This is a genomic window from Brevibacillus sp. M2.1A (genome assembly GCF_013284355.2).
Lineage (GTDB): Bacteria > Bacillota > Bacilli > Brevibacillales > Brevibacillaceae > Brevibacillus.
Genome location: NZ_JABSUY020000001.1, coordinates 845,001 through 858,503 on the forward strand (window position 1 = coordinate 845,001; position 13,503 = coordinate 858,503).

General features: G+C 48.6%; 9 protein-coding genes, 10 tRNA genes and 1 rRNA gene (1 of these 20 cut by a window edge). 18 read left to right on the forward strand and 2 right to left on the reverse strand.

The window, feature by feature from the left end; genetic code table 11:
• From HP567_RS04195 to rocF, 12 genes are all read left to right on the forward strand, one after another.
• Window positions 1-2,072 (forward strand): 23S ribosomal RNA (locus tag HP567_RS04195) (it extends 857 nt beyond the left edge of the window).
• 50 nt (window positions 2,073-2,122) lie between these two features.
• Window positions 2,123-2,198, forward strand: a tRNA-Asn gene (locus HP567_RS04200).
• Window positions 2,199-2,204: 6 nt separating this feature from the next.
• Window positions 2,205-2,280: transfer RNA gene (locus HP567_RS04205), tRNA-Thr, on the forward strand.
• 17 nt (window positions 2,281-2,297) lie between these two features.
• Window positions 2,298-2,371, forward strand: a tRNA-Glu gene (locus HP567_RS04210).
• Window positions 2,372-2,457: 86 nt separating this feature from the next.
• Window positions 2,458-2,533, forward strand: a tRNA-Val gene (locus HP567_RS04215).
• 8 nt (window positions 2,534-2,541) lie between these two features.
• A tRNA-Tyr gene (locus tag HP567_RS04220) sits at window positions 2,542-2,626 on the forward strand.
• A 20-nt stretch (window positions 2,627-2,646) separates the two neighbouring features.
• Window positions 2,647-2,721, forward strand: a tRNA-Gln gene (locus HP567_RS04225).
• A 6-nt stretch (window positions 2,722-2,727) separates the two neighbouring features.
• A tRNA-Lys gene (locus HP567_RS04230) sits at window positions 2,728-2,803 on the forward strand.
• 20 nt (window positions 2,804-2,823) lie between these two features.
• A tRNA-Arg gene (locus tag HP567_RS04235) sits at window positions 2,824-2,900 on the forward strand.
• 5 nt (window positions 2,901-2,905) lie between these two features.
• Window positions 2,906-2,982 (forward strand) — tRNA-Pro (locus HP567_RS04240).
• A 9-nt stretch (window positions 2,983-2,991) separates the two neighbouring features.
• Window positions 2,992-3,065, forward strand: a tRNA-Gly gene (locus HP567_RS04245).
• A gap of 171 nt (window positions 3,066-3,236) precedes the next feature.
• Window positions 3,237-4,133: an arginase gene (rocF, locus tag HP567_RS04250; RefSeq protein ID WP_012684013.1), complete on the forward strand. Its 897-nt coding sequence runs from the start codon at window positions 3,237-3,239 to the stop codon at window positions 4,131-4,133.
• 93 nt (window positions 4,134-4,226) lie between these two features.
• Here the strand turns inward: rocF and HP567_RS04255 are convergent, their stop codons facing one another.
• Window positions 4,227-4,397: a Spo0E family sporulation regulatory protein-aspartic acid phosphatase gene (locus tag HP567_RS04255; RefSeq protein ID WP_419466140.1), complete on the reverse strand. Its 171-nt coding sequence runs from the start codon at window positions 4,395-4,397 to the stop codon at window positions 4,227-4,229.
• Window positions 4,398-4,555: 158 nt separating this feature from the next.
• Here HP567_RS04255 and sigW point away from each other — a divergent pair, with 158 nt between their 5' ends.
• From sigW to glmS, 6 genes are all read left to right on the forward strand, one after another.
• Window positions 4,556-5,119 (forward strand): RNA polymerase sigma factor SigW, encoded by a 564-nt coding sequence (gene sigW / locus HP567_RS04260; RefSeq protein ID WP_007725279.1) that lies wholly within the window; start codon window positions 4,556-4,558, stop codon window positions 5,117-5,119.
• A 17-nt stretch (window positions 5,120-5,136) separates the two neighbouring features.
• Complete coding sequence (locus tag HP567_RS04265; RefSeq protein WP_173612547.1) at window positions 5,137-5,760, forward strand: zf-HC2 domain-containing protein; 624 nt, start codon at window positions 5,137-5,139, stop codon at window positions 5,758-5,760.
• A gap of 105 nt (window positions 5,761-5,865) precedes the next feature.
• On the forward strand, window positions 5,866-6,690 hold the full coding sequence (cdaA, locus tag HP567_RS04270; protein ID WP_304502554.1) for a diadenylate cyclase CdaA: 825 nt from the start codon (window positions 5,866-5,868) through the stop codon (window positions 6,688-6,690).
• Entirely contained in the window at window positions 6,683-7,930 is a 1,248-nt protein-coding gene (locus tag HP567_RS04275; protein WP_173612546.1) for a CdaR family protein, read from the forward strand. The genes cdaA and HP567_RS04275 overlap by 8 nt, the downstream gene beginning before the upstream one ends.
• Window positions 7,931-7,973: 43 nt before the next feature.
• Window positions 7,974-9,320: a phosphoglucosamine mutase gene (gene glmM, locus HP567_RS04280; protein ID WP_173612545.1), complete on the forward strand. Its 1,347-nt coding sequence runs from the start codon at window positions 7,974-7,976 to the stop codon at window positions 9,318-9,320.
• Window positions 9,321-9,803: 483 nt separating this feature from the next.
• A complete protein-coding gene (glmS, locus tag HP567_RS04285; RefSeq protein WP_173612544.1) occupies window positions 9,804-11,636 on the forward strand; it encodes a glutamine--fructose-6-phosphate transaminase (isomerizing) in 1,833 nt (610 codons plus the stop codon).
• 525 nt (window positions 11,637-12,161) lie between these two features.
• Here glmS and glpQ read toward each other — a convergent pair.
• Entirely contained in the window at window positions 12,162-13,280 is a 1,119-nt protein-coding gene (glpQ, locus tag HP567_RS04290) for a glycerophosphodiester phosphodiesterase (protein WP_173612543.1), read from the reverse strand.
• Between the last annotated feature and the right edge of the window lie 223 nt (window positions 13,281-13,503).

Sequence of the window (13,503 nt, forward strand, 5' to 3'; positions counted from 1 at the left end):
TCCCCGAAATAGCTTTAGGGCTAGCCTCGGAATTTAGAGTCTTGGAGGTAGAGCACTGATTGGGCTAGGGGCCCTCATCGGGTTACCGAACTCAGTCAAACTCCGAATGCCAATGACTTATGTCCGGGAGTCAGACGGTGAGTGCTAAGATCCATCGTCAAAAGGGAAACAGCCCAGACCATCAGCTAAGGTCCCCAAGTATACGTTAAGTGGGAAACGATGTGGAGTTGCCCAGACAACCAGGATGTTGGCTTAGAAGCAGCCACCATTTAAAGAGTGCGTAATAGCTCACTGGTCGAGTGACTCTGCGCGGAAAATGTAACGGGGCTAAACGTATCACCGAAGCTATGGCAGTCCTTACGGACTGGGTAGGGGAGCGTTCCAAGCAGCAGTGAAGCCGTACTGGAAAGAGCGGTGGAGCGCTTGGAAGTGAGAATGCCGGTGTAAGTAGCGAAAAGACAAGTGAGAATCTTGTCCACCGAAAGCCTAAGGTTTCCTGGGGAAGGCTCGTCCTCCCAGGGTTAGTCGGGACCTAAGCTGAGGCCGAAAGGCGTAGGCGATGGACAACAGGTTGATATTCCTGTACCACCTCTGTTCCGCTTGAGCAATGGCGTGACGCAGGAGGATAGGGTGAGCGGCCTACTGGATGGCCGTCCAAGCAGTAAGTGTGGTGTGTAGGCAAATCCGCACACCGTGAAGCATGAGCTGTGATGGCGAGGGAAATTTAAGTACCGAAGTCCCTGATTTCACACTGCCAAGAAAAGCGTCTAGCGAGGAACAAGGTGCCCGTACCGCAAACCGACACAGGTAGGCGAGGAGAGAATCCTAAGGTGCGCGGGATAACTCTTGCTAAGGAACTCGGCAAAATGGCCCCGTAACTTCGGGAGAAGGGGCGCCTCGGTAGGGTTAATAGCCCGAGGGGGCCGCAGTGAAAAGGCCCAAGCGACTGTTTAGCAAAAACACAGGTCTCTGCGAAGCCGCAAGGCGAAGTATAGGGGCTGACGCCTGCCCGGTGCTGGAAGGTTAAGGGGATGAGTTAGCGCAAGCGAAGCTTTGAACCGAAGCCCCAGTAAACGGCGGCCGTAACTATAACGGTCCTAAGGTAGCGAAATTCCTTGTCGGGTAAGTTCCGACCCGCACGAAAGGCGTAACGACTTGGGCGCTGTCTCGGCAAGAGACCCGGTGAAATCATAATACCTGTGAAGATGCAGGTTACCCGCGACAAGACGGAAAGACCCCATGGAGCTTTACTGTAGCCTGGTATTGGAACTTTGTGCATCATGTACAGGATAGGTGGGAAGCTGAGAAGCAGGGGCGCCAGCCTCTGTGGAGCTGTCGGTGGGATACCACCCTTGATGTACGGAGTTTCTAACTCGTCGCCCTTATCGGGCGAGAGGACCATGCCAGGTGGGCAGTTTGACTGGGGCGGTCGCCTCCTAAAAGGTAACGGAGGCGCCCAAAGGTTCCCTCAGAATGGTCGGAAATCATTCGTAGAGTGTAAAGGCAGAAGGGAGCTTGACTGCGAGACCTACAAGTCGAGCAGGGACGAAAGTCGGGCTTAGTGATCCGGTGGTTCCGCATGGAAGGGCCATCGCTCAACGGATAAAAGCTACCCTGGGGATAACAGGCTTATCTCCCCCAAGAGTCCACATCGACGGGGAGGTTTGGCACCTCGATGTCGGCTCATCGCATCCTGGGGCTGAAGTAGGTCCCAAGGGTTGGGCTGTTCGCCCATTAAAGCGGTACGCGAGCTGGGTTCAGAACGTCGTGAGACAGTTCGGTCCCTATCTGTCGCGGGCGTAGGAAGTTTGAGGAGAGCTGTCCTTAGTACGAGAGGACCGGGATGGACGCACCGCTGGTGCACCAGTTGTCACGCCAGTGGCACAGCTGGGTAGCTATGTGCGGACGGGATAAGCGCTGAAAGCATCTAAGCGTGAAGCCCCCTCCAAGATGAGACTTCCCACAGCGCAAGCTGGTAAGACCCCTCATAGACGATGAGGTTGATAGGTTCGGTGTGGAAGCGCGGTAACGCGTGGAGCTGACGAATACTAATCGGTCGAGGACTTATCCACACACTTAGCAATCATGCGTATTCAGTTTTGAAGGAACAAACCTTCTACGTTCCTCGGTAGCTCAGTTGGTAGAGCAATCGGCTGTTAACCGATCGGTCGGCGGTTCGAGTCCGTCCCGAGGAGCCATAATATGCTCCTGTAGCTCAGTCGGTAGAGCGTTTCCATGGTAAGGAAGAGGTCGCAGGTTCGATTCCTGTCGGGAGCACCAGAAGTAATCTTGATCTTGGCCCGTTGGTGAAGCGGTTTAACACAGCAGCCTTTCACGCTGTCATTCAGGGGTTCGAATCCCCTACGGGTCACCTAAAAACACCTTAGCAATGGTTAAGGTACCTGCAAAGTTCTCAGAGTATGCTAAGAAGCATACTCGTCACTTTGTCGGGGATTTGGAGGCTTAGCTCAGCTGGGAGAGCATCTGCCTTACAAGCAGAGGGTCGGCGGTTCGATCCCGTCAGCCTCCACCATAAAAAATGGGGAGATAGTGAAGTGGCTAAACACGGCAGACTGTAAATCTGCTCCCTCCGGGTTCGGCGGTTCGAATCCGTCTCTCCCCACCATTTTTTATTTTGCGGGTTGTTGGGGTATAGCCAAGCGGTAAGGCAACGGACTTTGACTCCGTCATTCCTAGGTTCAAATCCTAGTACCCCAGCCATTTTGCGAGCCATTAGCTCAGTTGGTAGAGCATCTGACTTTTAATCAGAGGGTCGAAGGTTCGAGTCCTTCATGGCTCACCAGTTTTTTAAAATTAGAATAGGTGCCCTTAGCTCAGCTGGATAGAGCGTTTGACTACGAATCAAAAGGTCGGGAGTTCGAATCTCTCAGGGCACGCCACTTATCGGGAAGTAGCTCAGCTTGGTAGAGTACTTGGCTTGGGACCAAGGGGTCGCAGGTTCGAATCCTGTCTTCCCGACCATTTTTATATGCGGGTGTAGTTCAATGGTAGAACTCCAGCCTTCCAAGCTGGTCGCGTGGGTTCGATTCCCATCACCCGCTCCATATGCTTATTAGAAACGAGCAACCATTTCGGTTACTCGTTTTTTTGTGTTTTTAACAAAGCTTGTCCGACAGGTTATTTATGCAAAATCATGTCGAGTTGAGTCATTTTGCTTTCCGGGGCTACAATATAGGAGTAGATAATGAATGAACGAAGGAAAGGGTGGCACTTTTATGAACAAAAACATGAGCATTGTTGGTGTACCGATGGATCTAGGTGCAGACCGCCGTGGAGTTGATATGGGACCTAGCGCTATCCGTTATGCAGGTGTTGTCGCACGCCTGGAAAAGATGGGTTTCAATATTGAAGACCGCGGAGATATTTTTGTAACGCGCCCTCATCACTTCACTGAGACGGAAAACCATAAATATTTGGATGAAGTCGTGGAAGCCAATGAAAAGCTTGCCAATGTTGTAAGCGATATCATGACTGCTGGTCGATTCCCGCTCGTATTGGGTGGCGATCACAGCATTGCCCTTGGCACCATAGCGGGTGTGGCGAAGCACGTGAAAAACCTGGGTGTTATTTGGTTCGACGCTCATGGTGATTTGAATACGGGTGCCACTTCTCCATCGGGAAATATTCACGGTATGCCTTTGGCAGCGAGCTTGGGATATGGGCATGAGCGTCTGACAAACATTGGAGGATATACACCAAAGGTAAAGGCAGAAAACGTGGTCATCATCGGAGCGCGTGATTTGGATCAAGGTGAGCGTGAATTGATCAAGCGTATTGGGATGAAGGTTTTCACCATGCATGAAATTGATAAGTTGGGTATGGCTCGCGTCATGGATGAAGCAATCGCGCATGTGTCCAAAAACACGGATGGCGTGCATTTGAGCCTCGACTTGGATGGACTAGATCCACACGATGCTCCGGGAGTTGGGACGCCAGTTATAGGTGGTATTTCCTATCGCGAAGGGCATGTCTCATTGGAAATGCTGGCAGATGCAGATATTCTTTGTTCTGCTGAATTCGTGGAGGTCAACCCGATTCTTGACCGAGAAAACATGACAGCTCGCGTTGCAGTCGCTTTAATGAGTTCCGTTTTTGGTGATAAATTACTATAAAATAAATAAAGAAGATCATGAAAAAAGAGAGGCTTTTGGCTCTCTTTTTTTGTTTTACCGCATCTTTACATTGATGGGGGAAAGCTGTACATTCTAAGGATGGAGACGAAGTTTATTTAATAGTTGGTCCAGTTGTACACTTAGCGAAACTAATTCTGGAGTAATGCAGGCTTGTTTTTTGTACTGATCGTTGAGTTTTTTTCGAAGCATTTCAATTTCGAGGAGAACGTCTTTTTTTGACAATCGTTGCACTCTCCTTTCCACCCGTGAGATAAATGAGCTATCATTACTTATATATAGAGGAAAGCATTGCGCTTATTCCTCTATTTCCCAACAAATTATCCGCACAAACACTAGATTAAAAATGAAACCATATGCAGTATCATCCGTATATAGGATTACGGTATTGTGGGGAGGATCGCATGGATTTTGTAGAGAAACGGTTGACTCAGCGGGCAAAACGCGGAGACCGTGAAGCTTTTGCGGAGTTAATCGAGATTTATAAAGACAAGATATTTCAGCTCGCATATCGTATGGTGGGAAACCGTCAAGATGCAGAGGACATTGCGCAAGAAACATTTTTGCGTGTCTATGCCAATTTGCATTCATACGATGACAACTATAAGTTCTCCACGTGGATCTACAGGATCGCGACCAATCTATGTATCGACCGTGGCCGGAAAAAACGACCTGACTTTTCATTGGATGAAGAAACCGAACCAGGGCAAGGCCTGGACTGGTATTCACGCCTGTCTTCTAACGAGCGAACACCGGAGGACAAAGTCGTAACGCAGGAGCTGCAAGAGACGGTGCAAGATGCTTTGTCTCACTTACAGCCCAAATATCGCTCGATTATGATCTTGCGTTATATCGAGGATTTGTCGTTGCAGGAGATCAGCGATATCGTAAAGCTTCCCATAACGACAATTAAGACGCGTATTCACCGAGGAAGGGAAGCATTACGCAGCAAGTTGCGATTGATGTGAGAAAGGAGAAAATCACGATGGAATGCCGGGATATGATTTGCCTCATCCACGAATATCTAGATGGGGACACTGATGAATTAGCCAATCTGCAATTGCAAGCACACATAAAGTCTTGTGTGAGTTGTCGTCAGCATATGCATGAGTTGCAGAGAGCCATCGCTTTTGTTCAAAGCGCTTCGCATATTCATGTCTCTTCTGATTTTACAGCTCGTGTACTTGCGCAATTGCCTGCGCCGACGAAAGCGAATCTGTTATCAGGATGGCTTCGTAATCATCCGTTTTTGACAGCTGCAGCGGTATTTCTCTTTTTGATGACCGGCAGTGTATTCAACAGTTGGTTTGATCGGGATGACACTCTACAGGTATCCTCTGCTAATTTGGATAAATTAAAAATAGATCGTGAACGCAATGTCGTAGTTGTACCAGCAGGAACCAATATTGATGGAGACTTGGTTGTCCGCAACGGAAACGTAGATGTTCGAGGCCATGTAACTGGGAATGTTGTGGCCATTGAAGGAAAAGTGTTCGTGGCATCTACCGCCCAAGTCGTGGGAAATACCGAATCGATCGAAGCGATCGTAGATTGGATCTGGTATGAGGTGAAAAATATTGGAAATGACTTGCTTCCGATCTTGCCATAAGAGAAAATAGAGAGTACAGCTATCAGAGCACGGCAGTGGAGCCGTGCTTTTTCCGCAGGAGATAGACTGACTTCATTAGATGGAGCGAGATATGGGGGCTTCGTTATGATATCGATATCCATGGAATATGGGGATTTGCTACGGTATGCAACGGATATTTTACTCGTTACATACGTGTTCTATAAAATCATTATGCTTATTCGCGGGACGCGGGCTGTACAATTGCTGAAGGGGATTATGGTCATCGTCATCACATGGTTCCTCAGCAAATATTTCCAGCTGACGGCATTGCACGCACTGATGAATCAAGCTTTTACATTCGGGGTTTTGGCGGTCGTCATCATCTTCCAGCCAGAGTTGCGTCGAGCACTGGAGCAGCTTGGTCGAGGCAAGCTTTTTTCCCGTTCAAGCAGTACGCAAGATGACGAGGCGGTTAGCCGCTTGGTTCAAGAAGTGGGCAAATCGGTTACGTACATGGCCAAGCGTCGCATTGGTGCATTGATCGTCATTGAGAGAGAGACGGGACTTAACGACTACGTGGAAACGGGTATTGGCATTAACGGGCGAGTCAGCTCAGAGCTGCTGATTAATATTTTCATTCCGAATACACCGTTGCATGATGGTGCAGTCATTATGCGAAAAGACATGATTATGGCTGCTGCCTGTTATCTTCCACTGTCTGAGAACAATTCCATCTCCAAGGAGTTGGGGACGCGCCATCGAGCGGCAATAGGGTTAAGTGAGGTTTCCGATGGCATCGCGATCATCGTATCCGAAGAGACTGGTCAGGTGTCTTTTGCCGCGCATGGAGCAATGAATCGCAATCTGACGGAGGTGCAACTGGCAGAGATGCTGACAGAACAGCTTCAGCCTCTGTCCAAAGGCAAATCCATGGGAAGTCGTTGGCAATGGAGGCGAAAACATGGATAAATGGTTAAACAGTCACTGGTTTGCACGTGCTGTTGCGTTGCTTTTGGCTATCATGACTTGGATGATTGTCAATCTGGAAGCCGAACAAACGACGACTCCTGAGGCAAGTCAGCCAACTTTTATTGATAGTGTCAATTTGCATGTGAAATATGATACTGATCGTTATCAGGTGGTCAAGCAGCAGCGAACGGTAAAGGTCGCCTTGGAAAGTAATAATCCTTTTTATCGACACAATTTCTTTCCAGAGGAATCGTGGGAAGTGTATGTCGATGCGACGAACCTGGGCAAAGGAACACATCGTGTACCTGTCCAGTACAAGGGATTCCCGGATGAAGTCAAGGTAGGGATCATCCCGAATATCGTGGAAATCACCTTGGAAGAGAAAAAGACTGTTGAGCGTGAAGTTTCTGTGGAGAAATTGGGACAGGTCGCCCCAGGTTATACCGCTGGAGAACCTATTGTGAAGCCGTTTAGAGCGCTTGTAAGGGTACCTGAAAGTCAAGTGAATAAGGTAGCAGCGGTAAAGGCTTCGGTTGACCTGGAAGGGGCTACTTCCGCAATCAAGACAACGGTTCCGCTCAAAGTCGTGGACAAGTCTGGCAACGTGATTCAAGGGGCAGATGTGGTGCCACTTACGGTAGAAGTGAACATCCCCGTAACGAGTCCGTTTGCAAAAGTGCCAATTAAATTAAACTTGACGAATGAATTGCCGAATGGCTATAGTTTGGCTAGTATGGGTATGAATGTGGAAGAGGTCACGGTCTATGGACCGAAGGAAGTCATTGATGGCATCAAATCCAACACATACCCAGGGCCGGAAATCGATCTCGGCAACATTACATCAGATCGCGATATAGAGCTCAAGATACCGTTAATGGATAATATTGTGAAGGTAGAGCCGGAGTATTTGACCGTATCGCTAAAAGTCGTTCCATCAACGACGAAGCGTTTGGAGAAGATTCCGATTCGCATTAGCGGGCTATCAGAAAGCATGGAAGCAAAGGTACTATCCACCGATGGCCAGGAGATGTCTACAATCGACTTCGACGTGATCGGCGCTCCAGTAGTGCTGAATCAGTTGAGGCATGAAGACTTGCAGGTCGTAGCAGATGTCAGCAATATGCCGGCGGGTGTATACGAAGTACCATTGAATTACATCTTCAATCAGTCGGAGTATATCAAGACTTCTGCGAGCGCACCGAAAAAGGTCACAATTCAAATCACGAACAAGCAAAGGTAGACATAAGCTGTTGTGTGCACAAGGAAGGAAATGAGGGACAATCATGGGGAAGTATTTCGGAACAGACGGTGTACGTGGTGTAGCAAATACACAACTCACACCCGAACTGGCATTTAAAATCGGACGCGTTGGTGGTTACGTTCTCACCAGACACAAGCAGGAAGGAAAACCAAAAGTGGTGATTGGGCGCGATACGCGCATTTCTGGACAAATGCTGGAAAACGCGCTTTTGGCTGGACTGTTATCGGTTGGAGCAGAAGTGGTCAGATTGGGTGTTATCTCCACCTCGGGGGTAGCGTATCTCACACGTGCACTTGGTGCAGATGCGGGCGTTATGATCTCCGCCTCTCACAATCCGTTTCCGGATAACGGAATCAAGTTCTTCGGCAGCAACGGTTTTAAACTGTCCGACGAAGTGGAAGCTGAAGTAGAACAGTATTTGGACGCGGCAGAGGATACGATGCCTCGACCAACAGGCGAACAAATCGGGACGGTTCTGGAATTCCTGGAGGGTGGACAAAAGTACCTCTCTCACTTGAAGAGTACCGTATCTGAGCGATTTGACGGTCTGAAGGTAGTTCTGGACTGTGCAAATGGTGCTGTCTCATCATTGGCAGCTCGTCTGTTTGCGGATGTGGACGCTGAAGTGATCACGATAGGTGCGAATCCGAATGGAATCAACATCAATGACCAGTGCGGTTCAACGCATCCTGAACGTTTAGTAGAAGAAGTTTTGAAGCATAAAGCTGACTTGGGTCTATCCTTTGATGGGGACGCGGATCGCTGCATTGCTGTAGATGATAATGGTGAAATCATCGACGGCGACTATATTATGGCGATCTGTGCACGAGCACTCAAGGCAAAAGGAAAACTCAACAACAATACAGTTGTTACGACCGTAATGGCCAACATGGGCTTCTTCAAAGGAATGGAAGAGTGCTCCATCAATACGACGAAGACTGCTGTAGGGGATCGCTATGTAGTTGAAGAGATGCTTCGCGGCGGCTATAATCTCGGTGGCGAACAGTCCGGTCATATTGTCTTCCTGGACTACAATACGACAGGAGACGGTTTGTTAACGGGGCTGCAGCTCTTGAACATCATCAAGGAGTCTGGCAAGCCGTTGTCCGAGCTCAAACAAGTGATGGTCAAGTATCCGCAGCTTCTGATCAATGTCCGTGTAGAGGACAAGTCAAAGCTGAATGGCAATGAAGCCATTGCGCAGGCCATCCGTAAAGTAGAAGAAGATTTGGCTGGCAATGGTCGCGTTCTGGTTCGTCCGTCGGGAACAGAGCCAATCGTACGTGTCATGGCAGAAGGCCCAGATGCGGCACAGTTGGAAGGGCTCGTTAATCGGATCGTTGACGTGGTCAAACAAGAACTCGTGTAAAATTCGTGTAAAAAGTTGCAGGGAGCGGTTTCGATGCCGCTCCTTTTTGCATACAACTACAATACGACGACAAGATATTGTCGCTCTTCACAATCTGTGGTACAGTGTTCATGTGCGCTAGCACCAAGAATGAAAAAAATGGGAGGGGTTGTGCAAAAAAGAACAAGTATCGTAAATCAAATGCATACCATTGGAAAGCGCCAGCACTGAGGCTGCCCGACATGGAGCCTTAGTGGACGAGGTGGAGGTTTATCGAAGGATTCGGCGGATACCTCCCGGCAGCAGTATCACTGCCGCAGAGCGCAGGGACAAAACATCAGGGTGATCTGATGGACAAAACCTTGCGTGTGATACGTTTTTTGCCATTGTCGAAATAGATGAAACAGCATGATCATATAAAAAACATGGAATGGCGGGGGACTCACCCCCGTACCATTGTTCGGGTGGAAGTCCCTCGCCAATTTGGAAGGGGACCATACACTTATGTGCGGAATCGTTGGATATATTGGAAATAAACAAGCGCAAGACATCGTTATCGGAGGACTTCGCAAACTGGAGTATCGCGGCTATGATTCAGCAGGGGTCGCTGTCGTGAATTCAAACGGATTGGAGTACTCAAAAGCTCAGGGTCGCTTGGCTGTTCTGGAAGGCCGTTTGGAATCGAAGCCATTGACTGGTTCTATGGGAATCGGGCATACACGTTGGGCGACACACGGAAAACCGTCTGACGAGAACTCCCACCCACATACAGACGAAAAATCGGCTTTTGCAGTCGTTCACAACGGGATTATTGAAAACTTCCTGCCATTGAAAGAAGAGCTGCTGGCAAAAGGCTACACGTTCACTTCTGAGACAGATACCGAGGTTATCGCTCACTTGCTCGCGGACATGTACGATGGCGATATCGTTTCTACAGCGCGTCGTGCTGTGCAACGCATGCGTGGTGCCTATGCATTGGGTATCATGACGGAACATGAGCCTGACAAGCTGGTAGCGATTCGTTTGGCTAGCCCGTTGGTAGTTGGTGTGGGTCAAGGCGAGAGCTTTATCGGTTCGGATATCCCGGCTATATTGGAGCATACACGTGACGTGTACATTTTGAACGAAGGCGAAATGGCTGTGTTGACTCGCGATGGTGTGGAACTGATGAACGCAGAGACCGGAGAGAAAATCGAGCGGGAACTGTTCCATGTCGAGTGGGATCTGGTACAAGCGGAAAAAGGCGGATATGATTCCTTCATGCTCAAGGAAATGCACGAGCAGCCTCAAGCTGTTCGCGATACCATGGGTGCCCGCATTGACGAGGACAACAAGCGAGTGATTTTGCCTGAGCTAAAAATGAGCGATGCGGAACTGGCGACATACGATCGCATCTACATCGTGGCATGCGGTACCTCCATGCACGCAGGTCTCGTCGGTAAGGATGTTATCGAAAAATGGACTCGCGTACCTGTAGAGGTAGCAGTCGCTTCCGAGTTCCGTTACCGTGATCCGATCTACACAGACAAGACACTGATGATCGTCATTAGCCAATCGGGTGAGACAGCAGACACGCTGGCTGCACTGCGTGAGGCGAAGAAGAGCAACGTGAAGGTGTTGGCTATCACCAACGTGGTAGGCAGCTCTGTAGCTCGCGAAGCTGACGAAGTGATCTTTACGTGGGCTGGTCCAGAAGTAGCGGTAGCGTCTACGAAAGCATACACCTCACAAGTCGTTGCCCTGTACTTGTTCAGCCTGTATTTGGCTCAAGTAAAAGGCACCATGGCGGCTGCTGAGATTGCCGAAGTCGTAGAGCACTTGAGCGAGATCCCTGGTAAAATCGCTTCCATGCTGAATAACGATGATCAGATTCGTCGCTTTGCAGAGGGCACAAAAGAGGTAAGCAGCCTGTTCTTCATCGGCCGCAGCCTCGACTATGCGGTATCGCTGGAAGGCTCTCTGAAGCTGAAAGAAATCTCTTACATTCACTCCGAGGCGTATCCAGCTGGTGAGCTGAAGCACGGTACTCTTGCGCTGATTGAAGATAATGTTCCAGTTGTAGCTTTGGCTACGCAACCAGACATCTACGAAAAAACGGTAAGCAACATCGTGGAAGTAAAAGCTCGCGGCGCTCATGTACTGGGCTTTGCGACTGAAGGCAACCACGACCTGGCGAAGAGTGTGGATGAGGTCATTTACATGCCAGCCACTCTGCCGATGCTCACACCGATTCTGACCGTCATTCCATTGCAATTGCTTGCTTACTATGCTTCTGTCGCTCGTGGCCTCGATGTGGATAAACCACGGAACTTGGCGAAGAGTGTGACGGTTGAGTAAGGGTTGAAGGGGATAAGATTATCCTGTTCATATTCGTTGATATTAGAGTAAGTAAATTTACATTAGACTTGGTAAAGAGTATATAGTTTTTCTTTGCGATTAAAGTCATGTTAATAAGTCGAGTGAAATTCAGATATGCACATCTGTTTTTCCTCGGCTTATTTTTATTTTCTAGCGATCTATTTATTGAAACAAAGTGTTAGGTGAAATATTGTCTGTTACTAAAAAATATGTGCCAAACCCCGCCACAAGCTCTATCAGAGTCGAGGCGGGGTTTAACGGTTTCTACTGCGCTATTTTCACGAGGTCATCGAATATACGCGTCGCGGAAGTTGCTTTATGGTGAATGCCTCGATAGAGTTGGCAGCTTCCCGCCCGGAGGTATATAGATGCGTTTAGCTCGACCTTCTCCTGAGTGGTCCCATAGTATCTCTGCTTTGTCCCAAAAAGAATCACCATTATTAAATCCGGTAATCCTTTGCGTACAAGATACCGGCGTTTTAGTGTTAAAGAGGTGTTTTCAAGTTACTTTGCGGTCTGTGTACCTTGGGACTGGGGCATTTTGCTTTGGGACTCCGCTCTTTGTAAAAAATCAACGGCACGGTCAGGGAAGTCCGTAAACACCCCGTCAACTCCTGCTGTGAAGTAGAACTGATCGAGCAGTTCCTCAAAGTTTGCTGCATAGGCAGGGATTTCTCCTTTATCCGCTCGGAAGGTGTATGGATGCACTTCCAGGTCAGCTTCATGAGCCTCTTTGACAAGATTGGTAATGATCAGGTGGTCTCTCGTCGACTCTTCTTTGATGATCATCGGCTTCCATGGCCCTACGCCGTCTGCGTATTTCGCAATTTCTTTCATCGCCCCTTTTTCAAACATCCAATCGTAGTTGTAGGGAACGGCCTTACCGTTTTCATAGATCATGGTTTCGTTCCAGTCGGTTTCTGCCATGAGCTGTACTAGCTTCACGTTCATATTCAAATGTGGATAGAGTTCCGTGCGAATCCGTTTTGCTTCATTGGGGTCGAAAGTCTGTATGTATGCTTTGTCATTCTTGGACACGTAGCCGTACTTTTTCAACACCTGGAGCACTGCGAGGCTGATGTCCTTTCCTTCGTGTCTGTGGAACCAGGGAGCCTTGATCTCCGCATAGATCCCTACGTTACGACCCGTGCTTTTGTTCATACCCTGGATCAGTTCAATCTCTTCTTCCAGGGTGTGAGCACTGAAGCTGGATTTCCAGATAGGGAAGCGATCCGGATAGTCTTGTACCTGCTTGCCGTTTTCTACTGTGAAGACCTCTGTCCTTTTCAGTTTCTTGATCTCGTCAAGAGTGAAATCAATAACGTAGTACCTGCCGTCTTTTCGTTTTCGATCAGGGTAGACCTCGGCTACATTGGTTACGCTGTCCAGATAATGGTCGTGCATGATGACCAGTTTGTTGTCCTTTGTCATGACCACGTCTTGTTCGATGTAGTCGACTCCCATCGCGTAAGCCATCGCTTTTGCGGGCAGCGTATGTTCCGGCAAGTATCCGCTCGCTCCGCGGTGGGCGATGACAATCTTATCCGCTTCGGCAAAGGATACGCTTCCAAAGCTTGTTGTAATAGCGAGAGCGGCTGCCAAGGATGTAACCAGTTTTTTCATGTTGTTCCTCCTCCATTTGGATGAAAAAAAGATCCACAAATTCCATTGATAGGTTATACCGTACCAAATGAAATATTGTGAATCTCCTGATCTCCATCACAAAAATATTATATTGGTTACTAATGTAAGGGAAAAAGAAAGCGCTGTCAACAAATAGTTGGCGAGTGCCTATTACCCATTTTATGTATGGCTGGACAAAAAAACAGCAAGGCTGATCGGATGA